We start from the raw sequence: 22,045 nt of genomic DNA, 5'->3' as shown, positions 1-22,045 counted from the left end.
CTTCGCCTCACTGGCAGCGGAAGCGCTGCAGCATCAGCAGCAGGTGCGCCGCGCTCCAGCTGAAGTTGGACGCGCCCTGGCGCGTGCCGTCCAGCGGGTTGTAGTTCTCGTGTACGGGGGCGGTTCCGGCCAGGCCGTCGGCTTGCTGCACCAGTTGCCGGCAGAAGCGGTCGGCTTCGCGCGCGCTGCCCTGGCTGGCCAGTGCGCGCAGGGCGAAGTCGTACTGATCCAGCCAGACGCGGCCGCGCCAGTAGCCTTTGGGATCGAAGTCGGCTGCGCTGCGCGACAGGGTGGGGAAGGGCAGCGGCGTGGCGAATTCCTTGCTGTCGCGCAGCGCACGGATGGCGGCGCGGCCCTGGTGTCGCGTCGCGATGCCGGTCCACAGCGGAGCGAAGCCTTCGGGACCGCGGCCGCGCGCGGTCAGCAGCGTTCCCGGGCAATCGGCCCGGGCAGCGGCCGCGTGTTTTTCCTGCGCCGGGCCGGCGGCGGCCAGCGGCAGTGCGCGGTCGTAGAAATAGCCGGTCTGCGCGTCGTAGAAACAGCGGCGGATGCGCTCGCCCAGCTGGCGCGCTTCTTGTTCGAGCACGGCCGCATCGTCCGTAAGGCCGATGCGGCGCGCGATCCCGGCGAGCAGGACTTTTTCCTGCGCCAGGAAACTGTTCTGGTCCACCGATACCTGGTTGATGGACCAGCCCAGCAGGCGGCCCTGGGCATCGCGGTTTTCCAGTACGGCCGTGGGCAGGCCCTGCGCATCGCCGGGGAAAAAGCGCGCTGCGTTGTCCATGCCCGATTCCCAGGCGGCGGCCTCGATCACCGGCACCTGCAATTGCAGGCCGGGCCGGCCTTGCAGCAGGCGGCGGTAAAGGTCGTAGCCTGCGCAGTCGTAGCTCTGCGCGGCTTCGCCCGGCGTGCAGGCGGGATCCGGCGCCTGCGCCGCCTGCAGCACGCTGAAGCGCAGGCGGCCGTGTTCGTCTTCGTGCGCGGGATGGCGCGTGGCGCCGTATTCCACCAGGCCGTCGCGGTCGCTGTCGCGGTTGCGGTACCACCAGCGGTGATAGGCCAGCAGCCTGGGATACATGCGTTGGAGCCAGGCGGGATCGCTGGCCTGGCGCTCGATCTCCGACACCGCCCAGGTGGCCAGGGCCGGCTTGGAATTGCGTTCGTTCCAGTTGTAGCCGTCCTCGCCGCGCTCGGCGCTGCGGCGGAAGAAGACGTTGTCGCCGATCATGCCGCTGTCCTGCGGCCGCAGCGGATCGTCGGCGCCGATCTGGTAGTCGAACAGGGCCAGTACGCTGTTGCGTGCCAGCGCCGGATCGACCAGGGCCACGCCGGCCGCATGCTTCCAGCTGTCCCAGGACCAGGCGCCGTTGAACCAGCGCGCCGTGGTCGAGGGCACGATGACGTCGTGGCGCAGCGCGCCGGCGGGTGCGCGCCAGTTGCCGATCAGGGTTTCCACCGCCTTGATCGCGATCGGGCGTTCGCCCGGCGCGACCTTGCGCCCGATGGCGCCGAGGTAGCGCTGCCAGCGTTGCGCGCTGGCGTCGAAGGCTGCGGCGGCCGCGGCCGGTGCGAGGTCTTCGGCCTTGTCGCCGGCAAGGTAGTAGCTGTGCACGGTCCACACGGTATGCGCCGCGCCCGGTGCGATCTGCCACGGCGTGCCGGTGGCAACATAGACCTGGCCTTCGACGGTGGTTTCGGCCGCTTCGCTGCGTGCGATGCGATAGGCCGCGCCGATGCCGAAGCGCAGCGCGGCGGGATCGCTCACACCCTCCAGCGCCAGCTGTACGCCGCCGGGGCTGGCGGACCAGCGCGGCCGCCACTGCGGATAGCGTGCCTGCACCGTCTCGCCGCTGCGCGTGCTGAAACGTTGCAGCAGCGCGCCGTGCCAGCTCGGCGTGAGCTGCAGTGCCTGCGTGCCGGTATTGTGCAGCCGCGTGCGCACGGCGGCGCTGCGCGCTCCGGTGAAGCGCAGTTCCAGATCGAGTTCCAGCGTGGGCAGCCGATAGCGCAACTGCAGCCGTCCCGGCGCCGCGCAGCGTTCGGTTTTGCCGGCGGCGAGATCGATGCGCTGGCCGGCGGCATCGCGCAATTCCAGCCTGTCCAGCCCCTGCGCCAGGAAAACGGCGTATTCCTCGGCCACTACCAGCGGTCCGGCGAAGCCGCCTTCGCCGGCGGCATCGCCAGGCAGCAGGAAGCCATGCCAGGCGCCCGCGTCGAACAGCGGGTTGTAGCGCTGGTTGCCGGCGGCGTCGAAATCCTGCAGCGCCTGCGGCGTACCGCTGCGGTCTATGCCGCTTGCGTTACATTGCAGCGAAGTGGATTCCGCGCAGGCCGGGCCGGCCGCCGCCAGCGCGCACAGCAGTACCGCTGCAAGGCGCCGGCTCATCGCGTGTTCTCTTCCCATACCAGCACCTGGGCCGGGGCCAGCGGATTGCTGCCCAGCAGGATCTTCGCGTTTTCCGGCAGCGCCAGGCGGGTTTGCCGGGGGTTGTAGTTGACCGCGACATACCGCCCGTCGCGCCATTCGAGATAGGTGCCCGGCGGCAGGTCTTCTATCGCCACGCCAGCGCGGCGGTAGACCTCGCGCACCACGCTTCTCTCCAGCGCGCCTTCGTCGGTCCATACGCCGATATAGGTCACGCTGCCGCGGCCCAGCTTGCGCGTGACCGCGGCGGCCTTGCCTTCGTGATCGCCGCCGGCATAGCGCGCCAGCACTTCGGTGCCCTCGCGCGGCGCCAGCAGATCGGCCCAGCGCTGCCAGACGTGCGTGGCTTCGCCCATCTTCACCGTGGCGGTGACGCTGCCCGGCAGCACATCGAAGGCGTCGATATCGGCGCCGATCAGCTCCGCGATCAGGCCGCCGAAGCGGGTTTCGGGGAAATGGCCGTTGGCATCCTTGTGGCCGGTGCGCGGGGTGAGGATGAGATGGCCGCCGTGTTCCACGTAGCTGCGCCATTTCTGCACCAGCTCCGGACTGACCATCTGGTAGGCCGGTGCCACCAGGAAGGGATAGGCGGAGAAATCATCCGCCTCGCTGACGAATTGCAGCGGCGCGCCGGTGCTCTTGATCGCCTGGCTGTAGAGGTTGCGGTGCGGCCAGGTCTGCCATTTCGTGGTCTGGCGCTGGATTTCCAGGTCCCAGTACACATCGTGGCTCCACAGCAGGGCGGTCCTGCGCGCGGCCATCTTCGCGGGCACGGCGCGCGCCTGCGCCTTGGCGCTGAATTGGCCGATCTCGCGCAGGGTGTCGGTGAATTCCTTGCCGGTGCGCGACAAGGTCACGCCGTCGGTGCCGACGATGCCTTCGTGATACATCTCGCTGCCGCGCAGCGGATGGCGGTAGCGGTAGGTGCCGAGCAGGGAGACGCCGCCCGCATAGGCATGCCACATCCACATGCGGATTGCGCCCACGCCCGGCTGCGGCGTGACTTCCGACCAGTTCACCTGACCCGGCTGCAGCTCCATCAGGCCGAAGCGCTTGCCCAGGCTGCCGTAGTAGCCGATGGCTTCCATCAGGCGTGCGGGATTGCCCAGCTTGTAGCTGTCGCCGCCGAGGATATTGGCGCCGGCCACGGGATACAGGGTGAAGGTGGAAAAATCCAGCGCCTTGGCGCGGCGCGGGTCGGTGCCCGTGGTGACATTGGTGTAGTTGGTGGTGATCCACTGGTTGCGCGTGTACCGGCGCAGCAGCGTGGCCTGGCCGTCGAGGAACTGCGCCGTGGTATCGGCCTGGAAGCGGGCGAGGTCGAGCAAGGCGTGCGGGCTGAGCTTGTCTTCCGCGGCCAGGGTGGGATTGGGCAGGCGCACTTCGTCGAAATGGCCGTAACGCGTGCTCCAGAACGAGCCGGCCCAGACCGCGTTCAGGGCGTCTATCGTGCCGTAGCGCTGCTTGAGCCAGGTGCGGAAGGCTTGCTGCGCGCTGGGGCTGTAGTCGGGGAAGCTGCCCGGCTCGTTGTCCAGCTGCCAGCCCCAGATGCGCTTGTCCTGGCCGTAGCGTTCGCCCAGCGCCTTGACGATGCGGTTGACGAATGCCTGGTAGCGCGGATTGGCCAGCGACAGGTCGGCGCGGATGCCGTGTTCGTGGCGCTTGCCGTTTTCGTCCACCCGGTACACTTCGGGATAGCGTTCGCCCATCCAGCTGGGCACGGCGGCCGACGGCGTGCACAGGATGATCTTGAGGCCGGCGCGGTGGGCGAGGGCTATGGCCTGGTCCAGCCAGGCGAAATCGAAGCGGCCTTCCTCCGGTTCAAAATAAGTCCAGGCGAATTCGCCGAAATGGGTGAAGTCGAAGCCCAGCCTGGCGATATTGTTCAGGTCGCGCGACCACTGCTGCTGCGGCCACTGCTCGGGATAGTAGAACGCACCGACGCTCATGCCGGTCGCCGGCAGGGCCGCATCGAGATCGACGCGGGCCGCCGCGGCCGGCGCCGGTGCAGGTTTGGCCGGCGCCGCGGCAGCGCTGCCGCCGGCGGCCGCAGCCAGCACGGAAATATGTATGATAAAAGCCAGCAACCCCGGGAAAACCCGCATGAAACGCCACTCCAGGTACGAACGACCCCGCGAACATACCCCGCCGCGCAGTGCAGCCGCTATGCATATGGCATCGTACCCATGAAGCTTTTGGCCATGCAGGATGCGCTGGAACTGGCCAGGCAACATTGGCAACTGGACGGCACGATCAAGGCGCTGCCTTCGTATGCGGACCAGAATTTCCTGATCCGCGGCAAGGCCGGCGAATTCGTGCTGAAGCTGGCCAACCCGGCCTGGAGCCATGCCGACCTGGATCTGGAAAACCAGGCCATGCTGCAGCTCGCACGCACGGCGCCGCACTACGGCTGGCCGCGCGTGCAGCCCGCCGTCGATGGCCAGTATCTGCTGACCTTGCCCATCGACGGCGAAGCACGTCATGTGCGCCTGCTCAGCTACGTGCCGGGGCGGGTCTATGCGGACGCGGTAGCGGGTCTCGATCCGGCGCAGCGCCGGGTCTTGCAGGCGAGCCTGGGCCGCGCCGTCGCCTGCATGAACCGCGGCCTGGCCGATCTGCACCATCCCGCGGCCGGCCGCGCGCAGGCGTGGAACCTGCTGAACCTGCCGGATCTGCTCGACGAGATCGCGCATATCGACGATGCCGCGCTGCGCGGGATCGTGCAGCGCCGCGCCACCGCGTTCTGCGCGGCGCTGCCGCAACTGGCCGCACGCCTGCCGCAGTGCGTGCTGCACAACGATGCCAACGACCTGAATGTCATCGTCGGCGCCGGCGGCGAAGTGAGTGCGGTGATCGACTTCGGCGACATGTGCACGGGTTTCCGCCTGGCCGAGCTGGCCGTCGCCTGCACCTATGCGATGCAGCATGAGGACGATCCGGTCGGCTGTGCGCGGCAGATACTGCACGGCTACCTGGCCGAGGCCGAACTGCTCGCCGAGGAACGCGGGCAGCTGCACGCCTTCATCGTGGCGCGTCTGTGCCACAGCATACTGATGGCCACGCGCGCGTTCCGGCGCCAGCCGGACAACGACTATGTCCTGGTGTCGCAGAACGGGGTGCGTGCCCTGCTGCGCACGCTGGACGCGGTGCCTGCCGCGGCGCTGCTGGCACCGGAAGATGCCCTTGTCTCCTGATCGAACCTCATCGGAAACCGCTTTGGACACGATACCTGCACGCACTACCGAGGAACTGCTGCGCCTGCGCAAGCGGCATGTGAATCCCACCTTGAGCGTGGCTTATCGCGAGCCGCTCAAGATCGTCCGCGGCGCCGGCGCCTGGCTCTACGACGAGAGCGGCCGCGGCTATCTCGACATGGTCAACAACGTCTGCCATGTCGGCCATTGCCATCCGCGCGTGGTCGCGGCGGGCCAGCAGCAGATGGCGCGGCTCAATACCAATACGCGCTATCTGCACGACAACCTGGTCGAGTACGCGCTGCGCCTCACGGCGACCCTGCCGGAGCCGCTGTCGGTGGTGTTCTTCACCAATTCCGGTTCCGAGGCGAACGACCTCGCGCTGCGCCTGGTGCAGGCGCATGTGCGGGCGCGCGGCGCGGTGGTAGTCGATCATGCCTACCACGGAAACCTTTCCTCGCTGATCGAGCTGAGTCCGTACAAGTTCAACGGCAAGGGCGGGCAGGGCAAGCCGGCGCACGTGGAAGTGGCGCAGATGCCGGATAGCTACCGCGGCCCCTGCCGCGATGCGGCGGCGGCCGGCACGTACTACGCCGGCGCGGTGGACGCGGCCGTCGCGCGCCTGGCCGGGCGCGGACAGCGCGCCGGTGTGTTCCTGTGCGAATCCCTGCTCGGCTGCGGCGGCCAGATCGTGCTGCCGCAGGGTTATCTGGCGGCATCCTACGCGGCCGTGCGCGCCGCGGGCGGGCTGTGCCTGGCCGACGAAGTGCAGGTCGGCTTCGGCCGCGCCGGCGATCATTTCTGGGCCTTCCAGCAGCAGGGCGTGGTGCCGGATATCGTCACCCTGGGCAAGCCCATCGGCAACGGCCATCCCATGGGCGCGGTGGTCACCACGCCGGAGATCGCCGCGAGCTTCGTCAGCGGCATGGAATATTTCAACACCTTCGGCGGCAATCCCGTGTCCTGCGCGATCGCGCTGGCGGTGCTGGAGGTGATCGCCGAGGAAGGATTGCAGCAGCAGGCGGCCGAGGTCGGTGCGTTCCTGCAGGACGGACTGCGTTCGCTGCAGCAGGCGTACGAGCCCATCGGCGACGTGCGCGGCTGCGGCCTGTTCATCGGCGCGGAGATCGTCACCGACCGCGCCAGCCGCGCGCCGGACCGCACCCTGGCCCGTGCCATCGTGGAGCAGATGAAGGACCGCCAGGTGCTGCTGTCCACCGACGGCCCCGACGACAACGTGCTCAAGATCAAGCCGCCGCTGGTGTTCAGCCGCGACAACGCGGCCGAGTTCCTGCACAAGCTGGCGGAAGTGCTGGCGCTGCTGCGGCCGGCCTGAGGCGGTGCGGCGGGATTGCGGATCCGCGGCTCAGCGGGGCAGCGGATCCGGCACGGTTGCGGCTGCGCCGGCGGTCGGCGCCGGCGGCAATACCTGCAACGGCAGCCGGCGGCGGCGGCCGTGCCGCAGCGCCGCGCCGGCGATTTCCAGCGGCGCGCCGTCGGCGTCGCGGGCGCCGCGGCGGATCAGGTTTTCAAAATAAGTGTAAATGGCAGCATATTCACTTTGTTCCTGGATCCGCTGCGCGCGGCCGTCCAGGCTCAGCTGCGCACCGCCCTGGCTCAGCACCAGCTGTCCCTGCGCCGTATCGGCGACGATGTCCCAGCACGGTTCGCCCGCATGCAGGAAATCCAGCTGCATGGCCACGCCGGCGGCGCCGCTGCGCAGGCTGATGCGGGCCGCGGCCGGCATGGCGCTGTCCTGCGGGCAGTCCAGTTCCGCGTCGATGAATTCCAGCGGCGCGGGCAGGATATGCGTGAGTATCGACAGCGCGTTGATGCCCGGGTCCAGCACGCCGAAGCCGCCTTCGCGCCACAGCCATGCCTGGCCGGGATGCCAGACGCGATGATCTTCCTTCCAGCGCACCTGCACGCGCAGCGGCGGCGTCGCGCCGAGTATCCGGCGGGCCGTTTCCACCGCGGCGGCGTAGCGCGAATGCCAGGCCGCGAACAGCGTGAGGCCCTGGGTTGCGGCCAGTCCGTCCAGCGCCGCGAGATCCTGCGCAACCACGCAAGGCGGCTTTTCCAGCAGCACATGGCAGCCGCGCTGCAGCGCGCGCCGCGCCAGCGCCGCACGCACGGCCGGCGGCGTGCACAGCGCGACGGCCTGGATCTGCGGATGCGCGTCCAGCGCCGCGTCGAGATCGGCATAGGCCGGAATGCCTGTGAGGCTTTCCGCCGGGCTGGCCGTGGCGACGAGCTGGAACGCGGGATTTGCCGCAAGACTGGGCAGGTGCTGGTCGCGGGCGATCTTGCCCAGGCCGACCAGGGCCAGGCCTATGCGCGTCATCGTTTGTTCCGTGGGGCGCTCCTGGCGGCGGAACGCGCTGCGGCCGGTTTGGCCGGTGCCTTCGTGCGCGGCGCCGCGGGTCTGGTCTGCGCCGCCGCCGTGAGATCCAGCACTTCCTGGATCAGCGCGCTCATGGCCTTGGCGGCGGCCTGGGGCCGCTGCGCGATGATGGCGTCGGCGACGGCCTTGTGATCGGGGATGCTGGCCTGGCGCACGCCCTTGTAGCGGTTGGTCGCGCGGATGCTGAAACGCAGTGCCGTGGCGATCAGGTCGGTGAACTGGGCGTAGAAGCGGTTGTTGGTGGCCTGCAAGATGGCGACATGGAAGGCGATGTCGGATTCCAGCGGATCGTCCTTGCCGCGCTCGGCGGCGCGCATGCGCTCCAGCGCCAGCGTGATGGGCCGCAGCTGGGCGGGCTCGGTCACCTGCGCGGCCAGTGCCGCGGCGGCTGGTTCTATCGCCGCGCGCACCTGGGTGAATTCCTGCAGCAGGCGGGTGGAGAACTTGCGTTCCAGGATCCAGCCCAGGATATCCGGATCGAGCAGGTTCCACTGCGCCTCGGACTGCACCCAGGTGCCGCGGCGCGGCCGCGCCGCGAGCAGGCCCTTGGAGGTCAGCATCTTGACCGCTTCGCGCAATACCGGCCGGCTGACCTGGTATTGCTCGCACAGCTCCGATTCGGTGGGGAAGGGGCGTTTGTCCGAATACACGCCGGTCACGATGGCCGTGCCTAGATCCTGGACGATGCCATGGGTGAGATTCTTGCCGTCGCGGCGGTCAGTCATCGGCGGTACTCGGGCTCTTCCACACCGGAAATTCCGACACGATAGACGAAAACATCGCCGGCGTGGGGTTCCCGCGCCAACACCTCCGGCGCCAGGCCGATGCGGGCGCTGCTCACGAACAGCAGATCGCGCCGGGTTCCGCCGAAACAGACACAGCTGGGCTGGGTCACCGGCACGTTCACTACCCGGTCCAGGCGGCCCTGCGGCGTGTAGCGCGCGACCTGGGCGCCGCCCCAGTGCGCGATCCACAGGCAGTCCTCGCTGTCGACCGTGGCGCCGTCGGGGAAGCTGTGCGCCGGCGTCTGCGCGAACAGTACCGGCGGACCCAGGCGGCCGTCCTCGTCCAGCGCGTGGCGCCAGATCGCATGGCGCGCCGAATCGGCGAAATACAGCGTGCGGCCGTCCAGGCTGAAGGCCAGGCCGTTGCCGATATGCACCCCCTCGCGCAGCGTGCGCAGCGCGCCGCGTTCAAGCTGGTACAGGCTGGCCTTGGCCAGGCCGCTGCCGTCTTCGACCATGCTGGCGCAGCAGAAACGGCCGGCGCGATCGACGCGGCCGTCGTTGAGGCGCACGCCGCTGGAATCCTGCGGCAGCTTCCATACGGTCTGGTGTTGTCCGTCCATTGGATCGAACAGCGCCAGCTGATCGGCGAAGGCCACCAGCAGCTGCTCGCTGCCCTCTACCAGCGCCAGCGAGGCCGCGCGCTGCGCCAGCGGCAGGATCTCGCGGCGGCCGTCATCGTGCAGGCAGTGCAGCCGGCGCCCGGCGATATCCGTCCACCACAGGCGGCGGCGCCGGCTGTCCCAGACCAGGCCTTCGCCGAGGCTGTCGCCGGCGCGCAGGATGTCGAGCGGCTGCATTGGCGGGTTTACCAGAAGATCGCGTACAGCGCGGCCAGTAGTGCGATCACCACGACGGAGCCAAGGTTGTAGGCGCGCGAAGTGACGAAATCGCCCGGCGCGTGGTGCACCAGCGCAGTGCCGGCGCCGGGGCGCAGCAGCGAGAGGATCATCGCGATCGCCGTGCAGGCCACGAACACCAGGCCGACCCGGTCCATGAACGGCAGCGCCGGCCACAGCAGCTTCAGCGCCAGCGACAGCACGGCCGAGGCAATCGCCGCGGCCAGTGCGCCGGCCGCGCTGGCGCGCTTCCAGAACAGGCCGAGCAGGAAGATCACGCAGATGCCGGGCGTGAAGAAGCCGGTGAATTCCTGGATGTACTGGAAGGCCTGGTCGAAGCTGCCGAGCAGCGGCCGCGCGCACAGCATGGCGATCAGCAGCGACAGGATGGCGCAGCCGCGGCCTATGCCGACCAGGCGTTCCGGCGAAGTGGCCGGGCGCCAGGGGCGGTACAGGTCCATGGTGAAGATGGTCGCGACCGAATTCACCTTGGACGCGGTGGACGCGACGATGGCGGCGACCAGCGCGGCGAACACCAGGCCCAGCACGCCCGGCGGCAGCATGGCCATCAGGTGCGGATAGGCTTCGTCCGGCCGCGCCAGGTTCGGCGCCAGCGCCACCGCGGCGATGCCGGGCAGCACGATGATCAGCGGCATCAGCAGCTTGAGGAAGGCCGCCAGCAGGATGCCGCCCTGGGCCTGGCGCAGGTCTTCCGCAGCCAGCGTGCGCTGGATGATGTACTGGTTGAAGCCCCAGTAGGACACGTTCATCACCCACATGCCGCCCAGCAGCACGGACAGCCCCGGCAGGTCCTTGTAGTGCGGGCTTTCGGCCGGCAGGATCATGTGGAATTTTTCCGGATGCAGCGCGAACAGGCTGTTCAGTCCGGCGATCACGCCGGCGCCGCCGGAAACCTTGTCCAGCGCCAGCCAGGTGATAAGCAGGCCGCCGACGATCAGCAGGCTGACCTGCACGATATCGGTCAGCGCCACCGCTTTCAGCCCGCCGTAGAGCGTATACGCGCCGGAGAACACGCCCAGCAGCACCAGTCCCCAGGTCAGGTCCAGCCCGGTCACCGTATGCACGGCGGTGGCGCCCAGCCAGAGTATGGCCGTGAGATTGACGAAGACGTACACGCCCAGCCAGAACACCGCCATTACCGTGCGCACCATGGGGCTGTAGCGCCGCTCCAGGAACTCCGGCATGGTGTAAATCTGATTTTTCAGGAAGATCGGCAGGAAATACTTGCCGACCAGGATCAGCGTCGCCGCCGCCATCCATTCGTAGGAGGCGATGCCCAGCCCGATCACATAGCCCGCGCCGGACATGCCGATGATCTGCTCGGCGGAAATGTTCGCCGCGATCAGCGAGGTGCCGATGGCCCACCAGCGCAGGCTGCGGCCGGCGAGGAAATAGTCCTGCGCATCCTTGGTATGGCCGGCCTTCTCGCGCGAAACCCACTGCGCCAGGCCGAAGATGCTCACGACGTAGACGGCGAGTATGACGGCGTCCAGGGTTGAGAGGCGCATGCCTTACTCCGCGGAAAGGGGTTGGGTGGAATCGGAGCAGACGCCGCCGGCTGCGCGGTAGGCCTGCATGAGTGAGCCTATGCGCTGATCGAGCTGCGCATCGTCCTCGTCGGGACGGAACAGCTCCGAACCGAAGCCGAAGCCCGCGGCGCCGGCATTCCGCCACAGCCCGCACTGCGCTGGCACCACGCCGCCGACTGCGAACACGCGCACGGCCGGCGGCAGCACGGCGCGCAGGGCCTTGAGATGGCCCGGGCCGTAGCTTGCCGCGGGGAACAGCTTGAGCATATCGGCGCCGGCCGCCAGGGCCGCGAAGGCTTCGGTCGGTGTGGCGAAGCCGGGAATGGCCGCCAGGCCGGAATCCCGCGCGGCGCGGATCACCGCGCCATCCACGTTCGGCGTGACGATGAATTCCGCGCCGGCACCGCGCACCCGGTCCACGGCGGCGGCGCTCAGCACCGTGCCTGCGCCTATGCGGCAGCCGGGCAGGCCGGCGGCGGCCAGATATTCGATGCTGCGCAGCGGTTCGGGCGAATTCAGCGGCACTTCCATGACACGGATGCCGTGCCGGTAGCACAGCGCGGCGGTCTGCACCGCACGTTCCGGCCGCAGGCCGCGCAGGATGGCGATGATGCCGTTGTCGATCTCAAATCCCATCAGGCTTGCTCCAGACAGCGTTGCCGGTGGACGGCGGCCAGTCCGGCGATGGCGGCCGCGCCGCCGTCCATGCAGGTGCTGTCGATATCGAACACCGACAGGGCGTAGGCATAGCGCCGGGTCAGCGCCGGCGTGCCGATCAGGCAGGGCGGCGCATGCGCCGCGGCCGCGTGTTGCGCCAGGCCCTGGCGCAACTCATGACCGATCAGCAGGCCGGAGAGGAACTCGGAAGCCTCGTCCTCGGCCATCTCGCCGGCCAGGCGCCGCGCGCGGCATTCAAACAACTGCGCCAGCAGCGCATCCGGCGGCGCGGCCACGCTGCGCTGCAGGCCACGCAGGAAGGCGCCGTCGAGGGCGATTTCGCCGGCCGCTGCCGCCGGTGTCACCAGCACGCTGTGCGCGTGCAGCGCGGCGTAGATCTCGCCGGTGACGAAGGTCTGGAACTGCCGCACCTGCGCCGCATCGAGCTGCAGCCATTTGCTGTGCGTGCCGGGCAGTACCAGCAGATGGCGGCCGGTGCGCAGGCGCGCATCGAGCGCGAGCGCGCCCAGTACCTGGGTTTCCTCGCCGCGCAGGAAATCCGCCGCGCCCAGCGGATTGGTGCAGCGCAGTCCCGGCAGGATGCGCACGTCCGGCATGCCCGGCGCGATGCAGCCCTGCGCCAGCTGTTCCAGGCTGGCGGGGCAGGGCAGGTACGGCGCCTCCTTCCAGCCCAGGCGCGAACCGACCATGCCGCAAAGCAGCGCCGGCAGCCGACCGTGCTCCGCCCAGGGGGCGGCCGCCTGCGCCAGCACCTCGGCGAAACGGCTGTTGCAGGCCGCGGCGCCGGGGCCGCGGGCCTCGGCCAGCACGGCGCCGTCCTCGGCGCACAGGGCCAGGCGCAGATGGCTGGTGCCCCAGTCGCCGGCGATGAAACGTGCGCGGCGCATCAGTGCGATTCCCGCGTCACTTCGCTGCCGCTGGCGCCGACCAGGAAATCGAAATCGCAGCCTTCGTCGGCCTGCAGCACATGATCCACATACAGCTTGGCGTAGCCGCGCACCTGCGGCGCCGCGGCCTTTTCGGCCTGCCATTGCGCAGCGCGCGCGGCCAGTTCCGCGGGCGCGACGAGCAGGTCCAGCCGCCGTGCCGGTCCGTCGAATTCGATCTCGTCGCCGTCGCGCACCAGGGCCAGCGGTCCGCCCGCGGCGGCTTCCGGCGCCACATGCAGGATCACGCTGCCGAAGGCCGTTCCGCTCATGCGCGCATCGGACAGGCGCAGCATGTCCGTGATACCGCGCTCCAGCAGCTTGCGCGGCAGCGGCATATTGCCGACCTCGGGCATGCCGGGATAGCCGCGCGGGCCGCAGCCCTGCAGCACCAGCACGCTGTTTTCGTCCACATCCAGATCGGGCGAGTCTATGCGCGCGCGCAGATCCTCGATCGAGCTGAACACCACGGCGCGGCCGCGATGCCTGAACAGCGCCGGGCTGGCCGCGCTGGGCTTCATCACCGCGCCGTTGGGACAGAGATTGCCGCGCAGCACCCAGATGCCGGAAACGGGCTTGACCGGCGCTTCCAGCGTGCGCACGACGTCGCTGTCGTAGCATTCCGCATCACGGTAGTGGCCTTCGATGGTCGTGGTCGCCGCCGACGGCGCGGCGGGATCCAGCAGCGGCGCGAGGTTCTTCATCACCGCCGGCAGGCCGCCGGCATAGTGCAGTTCCTCCATCAGGAAGCGGCCGGAGGGTTGCAGATCTACCAGCAGGGGCACGTCGGCGGTCAGCGTGTCGAAATCCTGCAACTGCAGTTCGACGCCGAGGCGGCGCGCCAGCGCGAGCAGGTGCAGCACGGCGTTGGTGGAACCGCCGATGGCGGCCAGTACGCGGATCGCGTTCCTGAACGCGGCGCGGGTGAGCAGCTGCGACAGGCGCACGTCGCGCTGTACCAGATCGACGATCCGGCGGCCGCTTTCATGCGCGATCAGGCGGCGCTGGGCGTCCACCGCCGGCGCCGTGCCGTTGCCGGGCAGGGCCACGCCCAGGGCCTCGGCCAGGCAGGCCATGGTCGAGGCGCTGCCCATGGTCATGCAGGTGCCGGGGCCGCGCGACATGCCGCGTTCGGCGGCGAAGAAGTCGCGCAGCGGCATGCTGCCCGCGCGCACGGCTTCGCTGAATTTCCATACGTCGGTGCCCGAGCCTATGTCGCGGCCGCGGAACTTGCCGTTGAGCATGGGCCCGGCCGATACCACCAGCGTAGGCAGGTCCACGCTGGCCGCGCCCATCAGCTGTCCCGGCGTGGTCTTGTCGCAGCCGCCGAGCAGTACGACGCCGTCCACGGGATTGCCGCGCAGCGACTCTTCCACATCCATCGACAGAAGGTTGCGGAACAGCATCGCGGTCGGGCGCATTTGCGTCTCGCCCAGCGACATCACCGGGAATTCCAGCGGCAGGCCGCCGGCTTCCCACACGCCGCGCTTGACGTGGTCGGCGATTTCGCGCAGGCCCGCATTGCACGGCGTGAGTTCCGACCAGGTGTTGCAGATGCCGATGACCGGCCGCCCGTCGAAAACATCGTCGGGCAGGCCCTGGCTCTTCATCCAGCTGCGGTGGATGAAACCGTCCTTGTTGCGCGCGCCGTAACTGTGCTGGCTGCGCAGCCGTTTCTTTTCGCTCATACCGTTTCCGATGGACGGCGGGCCGGCACAGTCAGCTGTGCCGGCCCGCCGTATTGACCGCGTGGATTACAGCGAGAACTCGTAGCGCACCGAGAAGCGCACCATGCGCGGAGCCTGGTAGGTGAGCGGCAGCATGTAGCTCGGATTGGGCGTGCGGTCGTCGGTCTCGGCCGTTTCCTGGCGCTCCAGCACCTTGTGCCAGTTGAACACATTGAACACGTCGGCGGAGAAGGTCAGGCGTTCGTCGGCCCACTTGGGCGTGTATTGCAGGCCCAGGTCGAGGTTGTGGGCCCAGCCAATGCGGCCGCGGGAACCGCGCGGCTGCAGCCTGCCGCCGCAGTAGAACGAGGCTGCGCCGTAGCCGGCGGCTTCCGGATCGCTGCCGTCTTCCGGATACACGCCGAAGCAGTTGAGCGGGCGGCCCGCCTGCGACCACCAGTTGAAGCCCAGGCGCCATTCTTCATTCAGGTCGCGGAAGCCGTGCGCCTTGAGCAAGTGCGGATGGTCGTTGGGCAGCAGGCCATAGCTGCCGTCCATCAGGCCCGGACGGTCGAAGGACGTGGTATTGCCCGCGTCGACCTGGCCGTTGTCCGTGCGCACGAAGCCTTCGGTATTGCCGTAGCTGCGCGACCAGGTGTACGAGGCCTGCAGGTACCAGTTGTCGGCGTAGGCTTTCTCCAGCGCAAATTCCACCGAGTTGTAGTTGCGCTTGGCGCGCGGCAGGCCGAAGTAGTGCGCCGGGATCGTGTGCTTGGTCAGGTTGCCGTCGTTGTTGATGTCCAGGTAGATGGTGGAATCGAAGCCCGGATTGAGCAGGATGCAGGGCGGCAGGCTGTCGGGCGAGAAATTGGTGTAGCCGTTGTCCTCGGCCCAGCGCGCGATGCCGGCGCTCTGGCAGGTGTCCTCGATCAGCGACTTCAGGCGGCGATGGGTGCCGCGCACGCCCAGCGACCAGGTGTCCGTCAGCATCTGCTGGTAGCCCAGGGTCAGCTCGTCCTGATACATGGGCCGGATGTTCTGCGCCGACACGGTGCGCGGATCCGGCGCCACGCCGTCGGCGTAGGCATAGGTGCCGCCGATCTGCGGGCCCAGGTTGGTCGGCACGCCGGTGACCGGGTCGATGCGCGAGCTGGCCGGGTCGAACACGTACCAGTTGGCCAGGTCGGTCAGCGAGCCGGCGACGCGGTAGTTGATGTTGGTCGGGATCGGCAGGTGGTAGCGGCCCAGTGTGCCGTAGACCTTGGCGCTGCTGTCGCCGTTGACGTCCCAGCTCAGGCCCAGGCGCGGCGCGATCTGCCGGTCGGCCTTGATGAAGGACTTGCCCTGGTCGTTGCGGTTGTCGAAGGTCTCGTTGCGCACGCCGATGTAGGCGAGCAGGTTGTCGGTGACCTGCCAGTTGTCCTCGATGTACTGCGCCGTGTTCTTGGACTTGAACGAGCCGCCTTCGATGCGCACGCGGGTGCGCACGGCCTGGGTCACGCCGTCGGGTACCGCGGCGCCGTTCTGCAGGACGGCACCGGGCACCACGTCGATGTAACGCCAGCCTATGCCGCCGGACAGATTGACTTCGTTGACCGTGAGTATGGTCTCGTTGTCCAGGCCGGCGCGCAGGCTGTGGTCGCCCAGGTGCCATTCCAGATCCACGCGGCTGGCCTTGCGCGTATCGGCGTTCTCGCTGCTGGGCGCGGTGGAGCTGACCCAGCAGCCCAGGTTCTGCGTGGTGCCGCCGCGGGCGTCAATCACGTAGGGGCAGTCGGCGCCGGTGGCCGCATCGGCCTGGCTGTACTTGCCATAGCCGTAGGAAGCCGACAGCGAGAAGTCGTCGGTGAGATTGGCCGTGTACTTGCCGATGTAGTTCTCGCCGCCGCGGGTGGTGCTGCCGGTGCCGGTCTTGCCGGTGATCTCGGTGCTGTAGCCGTTGGTCTTGTAGGCGGTGTATTCGGTCTTGCGCTTGTCGGTCAGCGCGGTCAGTTCGAAGCGGTGGCGGTCGGTGATGAACCAGTCCAGCTTGAACAGGCCCAGCGGATCGGTGCGCTTGCTCGGCGATACGCTGCCGTTGGAATAGTTGCGCGCCTCGACCTCGTTGCCCTGGTACAGGGCGTAGATGAACAGCTTGTCCTTGACCAGCGCGCCGCTGGCGTAGGCGTTGTAGTACAGGTCGGAGGCTTCGTCATCCTTGTTGTAGATGTAGATGCGGCCGTCCGGGAAATACACGTTGGGCGAGCTTTCGCGCAGCTGGCGCGGCTGCCAGTAGGCATTGCCGCCGAATTCCCAGGTGTTGGTGCCGTGCTTGGTGGTGATGTCGATGACACCGCCGGTGGAGCGGCCGAATTCTGCACCGTAGCCGCCGTTCTTGATCGTGGTGGATTCCACCGCTTCGTACGGAATCTGCGTGAACTGGATGCCGTTGCGGATATTGGTGACGTTGAAGCCGTTGATGTAGTAGACGTTCTCCGCCACCGAGGCGCCGCCGAAGGAGGCCAGGTTGCCGAAGGTGGAATCGCCCTGCACCGTGCCCGGGGTGAGCAGCGCGGTGGAGGAAATGTCGCGCGCCACCGGCAGCTTGTTCACCATTTCCGCGCGCACCACGTTGACCAGTTCCACGCTGGTCACGTCCACCGGGTTGGCGGCCGCCGACGCGGTCACCTGGATGGTTTCCATTTCCTGGCTGGCGTCGAGATTCAGCTCCGTGCCAACGCCCGGGCTGACCGTGACCACGCGGTCGACGTCGCCGCTGGCGCCGGAATCGAATACGCGGTAGCGGCCGGCCGGCAGCGAGTTGACGCGGTAGCGGCCCTTGTCGTCGACCGAGACCTCGCGCTTCTGGCCGGTGTCCATGCTTTCCACGCTGATCGTGGCGCCGGCCTTGCCCGAACCGTAGATCGAGCCGACCGTATTGCTTTGCGCGTATGCCTGCGAATACAGGCCCAGGCTGAGAGCCAGGAAAAGGACGCTGCGCGGCGACGCGAGCGCGAGTTTCTGATGCAAGTTGTTCACCCAGCTTTCCCCTTGACGGTTTGGTGCAGACGACGACGCCCGATCCGCAGCGCGTGCTGCAGAACATCGGCGTCAATTGATGTGCGGCGCTTTGGCGCAGCCGGCCGCCCGGCGCAGGGCGCCGGCGACACAGGCTCCCGGCTTCCCTCCGGGTCACGGTTGCGACAGGCCGCTCGCGCGGATCGCATTTCCAGTGGCGGGGATGCTCGTCGATTTATCATATATATGTATTGACCGAATCCTGCGGCACGCCGGGGTGATTCGCCGAATTCGCCGATTGCGCGCAGTCCGCTGCGGGTGCTGCGCTGCGGCATCGCGCACGCGCGGCCGCGAGCGCGCTGCGGCGGCGCAAGCGCGTGTCGCGGCAGCAATTTCTGCAACCTGGCGAAAGCCGGTGAAAGAAGGTTCTCGGTGCCGCGACTGCCCGTTTCGGCATTGCCGCGCGGCGGGGCGGGCCGTCGCGGTGCATTGCGCAAACTGCGCGCGCAATGGTGCGGGTGTGCCGCGACAGCGCGTGCGTGCGGCGAAGCGCGTTGTCGTCCGGATGCGCAGCGAATGGCGCCGCGGGACCGCCGACGCCGCGGCACGCCGCAGTAGAGGCCCCGGAATCCGTCTTCAATCCGTCACATGATTCGATTATTCTGGATCCATGGAATCGAAATCCGCCGTACAGGCCCTTGCCGCGCTGGCCCAGGACAGCCGGCTGGCCGTCTACCGCTTGCTGGTCGAAGCCGGTCCCGAAGGCCTGCCGGCGACGGCGATCGCCGAGCGTCTGGGTATTCCGGCCAATACGCTGTCCTTCCATCTGAAGACGCTGAGCCAGGCCGATCTGCTGTCGGCGCAGCCCCAGGGGCGCTTCATCTATTACTCGGCCAATTTCGCGCGCATGAACGCGCTGGTCGCCTTCCTCACCGACAACTGCTGCGGCGGGCGCCCGTGCACACCCGCTGCGCTGGTATCCCGCCGGCAGAAACCTGGAGCCTCCGCATGACCGATCGCGTGTTCAACGTCCTGTTCCTGTGCACGGGCAATTCGGCCCGCAGCATCCTGGCCGAGGCCATCCTCAGGCACATAGGCAAGGACCGTTTCCGCGCTTTCAGCGCCGGCAGCCATCCTGCCGGCGCAGTCAATCCCCACGCGCTCGCGCTGCTGCAGCGCCTGGGAATCGCGACGGATGGCCTGCGCAGCAAAAGCTGGGACGAGTTCGAGCAGCCTGGCGCGCCGGCGCTGGATTTCGTGTTTACCGTCTGCGGCAACGCCGCCGGCGAAGCGTGTCCGGTGTGGCCGGGCCAGCCCGTTACCGCGCACTGGGGCGTGCCCGATCCGGCAGCGGTCGAGGGCACCGGGCAGGAGAAAGCCAATGCCTTCCGCGAAGCCTTCACCACGCTGCAGCGGCGCATAGAGCTGTTCACCAGCCTGCCGTTCGCTGCGCTGGACCGCATGGCGCTGCACGACCGCCTGCGCGACATCGGCAAGGCCTGAGCCCGATGCACACGCAGCCTTCGCTGGCGCGCCGCGGCGCGGCCGAAGCCCTGGGATCGGCGCTGCTGGCAGCGACCGTCATCGGCTCGGGCATCATGGCCGAGCGCCTTGCCGGCGGAAACCTGGCCGTCGCACTGCTGGCCAATACCGCCGCGACAGTCGCCGTGCTGGTGGTGCTGATCGCGTTGCTGGGGCCGGTCAGCGGCGCGCATTTCAATCCGCTGGTTTCCGCCGTCGCGGTGCTGCGCCGGCGGCTTGCCATCGGCGACAGTGCGGTCTACATCGCACTGCAGGCCGCCGGCTGCTGCGCCGGTGCCGTACTCGCGCATGCCATGTTCGAACTGCCGCTGCTGCAGACCTCGGCCCATGTCCGCACCGGGCCGGCGCAATGGCTGGCCGAGGCGGTGGCGAGCTTCGGCCTGCTGTCCGTCGTGATCGGCCATCGGCGCAGCGCCGATGCGCCCTGGCTGGTGGCCGCCTGGATCGGCGCGGCGTACTGGTTCACCGCGTCGACTTCCTTTGCCAATCCGGCGATCACGCTGGCCCGCTGCCTCACCGATACCTTTGCCGGCATCCGCCCGGCGGACGTGCCGGGCTTCGTCCTGGCCCAGTGCGCCGGTGCGGCCCTCGGCCTAGGGCTGGGCGGCTGGCTGTTTGCGCCAGCGCGCGCACCGGAGCGCCGCTAGGCCGGCTGGCAGCAGCGCCAGCGTCGCGGCGGCCGGCGGTGCTGCGCACGCCGCAGGCGCAATTGCGCAAACGGGTAGATCCATTGCTGCAACAGGCGCGGCGGCAGCGCGCTGCCGTGCCACAGCCCGACACCGTCGCGCGCCACGCCGCGGCCGGGATTGCGGCGTGTGCGGAACAGCCAGTCCCATACGGTCAGCGTTGCACTGTAATTGCCGTTGGCCAGGCGCGGATCACGCGCATGATGCCAGCGGTGCAGCTCGGCCATGCTGAAGACGGCATTCAAGGGCCCCAGCCGGAAATCCACATTCGCGTGGCTCAGTACGCCGTGCACGTTGTGCAGGACGCCGGCCACGAACAGCACGAATGGCCCGGCGCCCAGTGCGGCGAGCGGCAACAGCGTCAGCCCGGCCGTCAGGGCGGCATTGAGCGGATGGAACCGCGCGAAATTCAGCGTGTAGAGGCGCTCGGGCGCGTGATGGATCGCATGTACGCGCCAGAGGAACCCCTGCGTTTCATGGCTGGCGCGGTGGTAGAGGTAGGGCAGGAAGTCGCCGACCGCGAGCGCCAGCACGATCTGCGCGGGCAGCGGCCAGTCCCGCGGCCAGACCCCTTGCGAGAACGGCAGCGTGCCGGCGATCGCGACGGCGGCGGACCAGGCGAGCGACTCGCCCAGGTGCGCAAAGACCGCGGTGGCGGCCAGATGGCCCGCATCGGATCGCGTTCCGGTGCCGTTGTTCCAGGCCGGCGCGTACGGCAGCAGACGTTCCAGGGCATAGGTGAGCAAACCGACTGCGACCACGACCAAGGGCATCAGCCAGCCGCTGTTCGCCGGCGTATACGCCCCTGCGGCGGCGGAGCCCGCGCCGCCGAACAGAAACGGAAAACTCAGGCGCTGCAAGCCGGCGACGAGACAAGGGCACAGGCGGGATCTGCCGCTGCTCACGGGCGCGCCGGATCGCAGCACGCGCTGCGGCGGACCGTTGCGGCACCGATCGCCGGTGCGGGAACTTCGTCCGTTGCAGGCCCACAGCCGCAGCCGCCGGTGCCTTCCGCTTTGGCCTCGGCATCGGCGCGGCAGCAGGCATCGGCCTGGGCCGGCGCCGGGCCGCCGCAGCATGCGGACGGGGCGGCGGGAATTTCCTCGTCGCTGAACTGCGTATTGCACACGCCGGTCTCCGGCAGCACCAGTTCGACGCGCCGCGCCGCTTCCCAGTCGCCGGCGATCGCCGCGGCGACGGAGCGCACTTGTTCATAGCCGGTGAGCAGCAGGAAGGTCGGCGCGCGGCCGTAGCTCTTCATGCCGACGAGGTAGAGGTTGGCATCCGGCTGCTGCAGTTCAGTCGCACCGTGCGGCGGCACCGAGCCGCAGCTATGCAGGTTGGGATCGATCAGCGGCGCCAGCGCGCGCGGCGCCTGGGTGCCCGGATCCAGATCGAGGCGGACTTCGTCGAGGAAACCGAGATCCGGCCGGAAGCCGGTCGCCGCGACGATCTCGTCGACCGGCGGCAGCGTCTTGCCATCGCCGCTGGCGACCCAGCCCTGCGCCGTGCGCGCGATCCGGTCGAGGTGGGTTCCGGTGTGGACGGCGATGATGCCGGCGTCGATCAGCCGGCCTATGCGCGATCCCAGCCGGCCGCGCTCCTTGAGCTGATCGTTCTCGCCGCCGCCCAGCACGCGGCGCAGGGACGGACGCCGGATCGCCCAATGGATCTGCGTGCCGCTGCCGTCCCGCGCGAGGCGGGACAGATCGGCCAGGACGTTCAGCGCCGAATGCCCGCTGCCTACCACGAGTACACGCCGGCCGGCATAGCGGGACCGCTCGCTGCCGGCGACATCCGGTATGCCGTAGGCGATCTGCGCCTGGGCCGCGCGTTCGCCCAACGCGGGTATTCCGGCGGCACCGACCGGGTTGGGCCGGTCCAGGGTGCCGGAGGCATCGATCACGGCCTGCGCAAGCACTTCATGTTCCGTGCCGTCCTGTTCGTAGCGCACGACATAGGAAGCGTGCTCGCGCTGTGTATTCTTCATGCGGTCGCGGCGCTGCCGGGTGACGGCGACGACCCGCGCGCCCAGACGCAGCTGCGCGGCAATCGCCGGCGTCGCGGCGAGCGGCTGCAGATAGTGTTCGATGAGTTCGCGGCCGGTCGGGAAATGGGTGGCATCGGGCGGTTGCCAGCCCTGTGCCTGGAGCAGCGCGGCCGCGGTGCGGTCCACATTGAATTCCCACGGCGAAAACAGGCGCACATGCGCCCAGCGGCGGATGGCGGCGCCGGCTTCCGGGCCTGCTTCCAGCACCAGCGGCACCAGGCCGCGGGCCAGCAGATGGGCAGCGGCGGCCAGGCCGACCGGGCCGGCACCGATGACGACGACGGGCAATTGAGCAGTCATGA

The 22,045-nt window shown here is 68.8% G+C and carries 17 protein-coding genes; 5 read left to right on the top strand and 12 right to left on the bottom strand.

Annotation, left to right across the window (positions count from 1 at the left end; translation table 11 throughout):
• Positions 1–7 precede the first annotated feature (7 nt).
• On the bottom strand, positions 8–2,386 hold the full coding sequence (ygjK, locus tag NM961_RS12385; protein ID WP_255914698.1) for an alpha-glucosidase: 2,379 nt from the start codon (positions 2,384–2,386) through the stop codon (positions 8–10).
• The gene (locus NM961_RS12380; protein WP_255914697.1) at positions 2,383–4,530 is read right to left on the bottom strand and encodes a beta-galactosidase; all 2,148 of its coding nucleotides are present in this window, start codon (positions 4,528–4,530) and stop codon (positions 2,383–2,385) included. The genes ygjK and NM961_RS12380 overlap by 4 nt, the downstream gene beginning before the upstream one ends.
• A gap of 81 nt (positions 4,531–4,611) precedes the next feature.
• Here NM961_RS12380 and NM961_RS12375 point away from each other — a divergent pair, with 81 nt between their 5' ends.
• Entirely contained in the window at positions 4,612–5,619 is a 1,008-nt protein-coding gene (locus tag NM961_RS12375; protein ID WP_255914696.1) for a phosphotransferase, read from the top strand.
• Positions 5,620–5,641: 22 nt separating this feature from the next.
• The gene (locus NM961_RS12370) at positions 5,642–6,955 is read left to right on the top strand and encodes an aminotransferase class III-fold pyridoxal phosphate-dependent enzyme (RefSeq protein ID WP_255914695.1); all 1,314 of its coding nucleotides are present in this window, start codon (positions 5,642–5,644) and stop codon (positions 6,953–6,955) included.
• 30 nt (positions 6,956–6,985) lie between these two features.
• On the opposite strand, the gene NM961_RS12365 is transcribed toward NM961_RS12370, so the two are convergent.
• From NM961_RS12365 to NM961_RS12330, 8 genes are all read right to left on the bottom strand, one after another.
• Positions 6,986–7,963 carry a Gfo/Idh/MocA family protein gene (locus tag NM961_RS12365; RefSeq protein WP_255914694.1) on the bottom strand — a complete coding sequence of 326 codons (978 nt, stop codon included), beginning with the start codon at positions 7,961–7,963 and terminating at the stop codon, positions 6,986–6,988.
• Entirely contained in the window at positions 7,960–8,748 is a 789-nt protein-coding gene (locus NM961_RS12360; RefSeq protein WP_255914693.1) for a FadR/GntR family transcriptional regulator, read from the bottom strand. Before NM961_RS12360 ends, NM961_RS12365 begins: the two co-directional genes overlap by 4 nt.
• On the bottom strand, positions 8,745–9,608 hold the full coding sequence (locus tag NM961_RS12355) for an SMP-30/gluconolactonase/LRE family protein (RefSeq protein WP_255914692.1): 864 nt from the start codon (positions 9,606–9,608) through the stop codon (positions 8,745–8,747). Before NM961_RS12355 ends, NM961_RS12360 begins: the two co-directional genes overlap by 4 nt.
• An 8-nt stretch (positions 9,609–9,616) precedes the next feature.
• On the bottom strand, positions 9,617–11,176 hold the full coding sequence (locus NM961_RS12350; protein WP_255914691.1) for a sodium/sugar symporter: 1,560 nt from the start codon (positions 11,174–11,176) through the stop codon (positions 9,617–9,619).
• A gap of 3 nt (positions 11,177–11,179) precedes the next feature.
• A complete protein-coding gene (locus NM961_RS12345; protein WP_255914690.1) occupies positions 11,180–11,833 on the bottom strand; it encodes a 2-dehydro-3-deoxy-6-phosphogalactonate aldolase in 654 nt (217 codons plus the stop codon).
• The gene (locus tag NM961_RS12340; RefSeq protein ID WP_255914689.1) at positions 11,833–12,762 is read right to left on the bottom strand and encodes a 2-dehydro-3-deoxygalactonokinase; all 930 of its coding nucleotides are present in this window, start codon (positions 12,760–12,762) and stop codon (positions 11,833–11,835) included. The genes NM961_RS12345 and NM961_RS12340 overlap by 1 nt, the downstream gene beginning before the upstream one ends.
• Entirely contained in the window at positions 12,762–14,489 is a 1,728-nt protein-coding gene (locus NM961_RS12335; RefSeq protein ID WP_255914688.1) for an IlvD/Edd family dehydratase, read from the bottom strand. Before NM961_RS12335 ends, NM961_RS12340 begins: the two co-directional genes overlap by 1 nt.
• Before the next feature lie 66 nt (positions 14,490–14,555).
• Complete coding sequence (locus NM961_RS12330) at positions 14,556–17,486, bottom strand: TonB-dependent receptor (RefSeq protein ID WP_255914687.1); 2,931 nt, start codon at positions 17,484–17,486, stop codon at positions 14,556–14,558.
• Positions 17,487–18,135: 649 nt separating this feature from the next.
• On the opposite strand from NM961_RS12330, the gene NM961_RS12325 reads away from it, so the two are divergent.
• From NM961_RS12325 to NM961_RS12315, 3 genes are read left to right on the top strand one after another with little or no spacing between them, the layout of a single operon-like run.
• Positions 18,136–18,477, top strand: coding sequence for an ArsR/SmtB family transcription factor (locus NM961_RS12325; protein WP_255914686.1), 342 nt, complete (start codon positions 18,136–18,138; stop codon positions 18,475–18,477).
• Positions 18,474–18,968, top strand: a complete 495-nt coding sequence (locus NM961_RS12320; RefSeq protein ID WP_255914685.1) for an arsenate reductase ArsC — start codon at positions 18,474–18,476, stop codon at positions 18,966–18,968. Before NM961_RS12325 ends, NM961_RS12320 begins: the two co-directional genes overlap by 4 nt.
• 5 nt (positions 18,969–18,973) lie before the next feature.
• A complete protein-coding gene (locus tag NM961_RS12315; RefSeq protein WP_305119149.1) occupies positions 18,974–19,654 on the top strand; it encodes an aquaporin in 681 nt (226 codons plus the stop codon).
• Here the strand turns inward: NM961_RS12315 and NM961_RS12310 are convergent.
• Both NM961_RS12310 and NM961_RS12305 read right to left on the bottom strand, forming a co-directional pair.
• Positions 19,651–20,598, bottom strand: coding sequence for a sterol desaturase family protein (locus tag NM961_RS12310; RefSeq protein ID WP_255914684.1), 948 nt, complete (start codon positions 20,596–20,598; stop codon positions 19,651–19,653). The two genes, NM961_RS12315 and NM961_RS12310, sit on opposite strands and share 4 nt — an antisense overlap.
• Positions 20,595–22,043: an NAD(P)-binding domain-containing protein gene (locus NM961_RS12305; RefSeq protein WP_255914683.1), complete on the bottom strand. Its 1,449-nt coding sequence runs from the start codon at positions 22,041–22,043 to the stop codon at positions 20,595–20,597. Before NM961_RS12305 ends, NM961_RS12310 begins: the two co-directional genes overlap by 4 nt.
• Between the last annotated feature and the right edge of the window lie 2 nt (positions 22,044–22,045).

The organism is Tahibacter harae (assembly GCF_024437735.1).
Classification (GTDB): Bacteria; Pseudomonadota; Gammaproteobacteria; order Xanthomonadales; family Rhodanobacteraceae; genus Tahibacter; species Tahibacter harae.
This window is presented reverse-complemented; position numbering and strand designations above follow the sequence as displayed.

What these genes read in the sequence shown, in the direction of transcription:
- NM961_RS12355 (WP_255914692.1), bottom strand. Translation starts at nt 9,608, where the DNA reads ATGCAGCCGCTCGACATCCTGCGCGCCGGCGACAGCCTCGGCGAAGGC.
- NM961_RS12375 (WP_255914696.1), top strand. Translation starts at nt 4,612, where the DNA reads ATGAAGCTTTTGGCCATGCAGGATGCGCTGGAACTGGCCAGGCAACAT.
- NM961_RS12350 (WP_255914691.1), bottom strand. Translation starts at nt 11,176, where the DNA reads ATGCGCCTCTCAACCCTGGACGCCGTCATACTCGCCGTCTACGTCGTG.
- NM961_RS12325 (WP_255914686.1), top strand. Translation starts at nt 18,136, where the DNA reads ATGGAATCGAAATCCGCCGTACAGGCCCTTGCCGCGCTGGCCCAGGAC.
- NM961_RS12340 (WP_255914689.1), bottom strand. Translation starts at nt 12,762, where the DNA reads ATGCGCCGCGCACGTTTCATCGCCGGCGACTGGGGCACCAGCCATCTG.
- ygjK (WP_255914698.1), bottom strand. Translation starts at nt 2,386, where the DNA reads ATGAGCCGGCGCCTTGCAGCGGTACTGCTGTGCGCGCTGGCGGCGGCC.
- NM961_RS12335 (WP_255914688.1), bottom strand. Translation starts at nt 14,489, where the DNA reads ATGAGCGAAAAGAAACGGCTGCGCAGCCAGCACAGTTACGGCGCGCGC.
- NM961_RS12305 (WP_255914683.1), bottom strand. Translation starts at nt 22,043, where the DNA reads ATGACTGCTCAATTGCCCGTCGTCGTCATCGGTGCCGGCCCGGTCGGC.
- NM961_RS12320 (WP_255914685.1), top strand. Translation starts at nt 18,474, where the DNA reads ATGACCGATCGCGTGTTCAACGTCCTGTTCCTGTGCACGGGCAATTCG.
- NM961_RS12360 (WP_255914693.1), bottom strand. Translation starts at nt 8,748, where the DNA reads ATGACTGACCGCCGCGACGGCAAGAATCTCACCCATGGCATCGTCCAG.
- NM961_RS12380 (WP_255914697.1), bottom strand. Translation starts at nt 4,530, where the DNA reads ATGCGGGTTTTCCCGGGGTTGCTGGCTTTTATCATACATATTTCCGTG.
- NM961_RS12315 (WP_305119149.1), top strand. Translation starts at nt 18,974, where the DNA reads ATGCACACGCAGCCTTCGCTGGCGCGCCGCGGCGCGGCCGAAGCCCTG.
- NM961_RS12365 (WP_255914694.1), bottom strand. Translation starts at nt 7,963, where the DNA reads ATGACGCGCATAGGCCTGGCCCTGGTCGGCCTGGGCAAGATCGCCCGC.
- NM961_RS12345 (WP_255914690.1), bottom strand. Translation starts at nt 11,833, where the DNA reads ATGGGATTTGAGATCGACAACGGCATCATCGCCATCCTGCGCGGCCTG.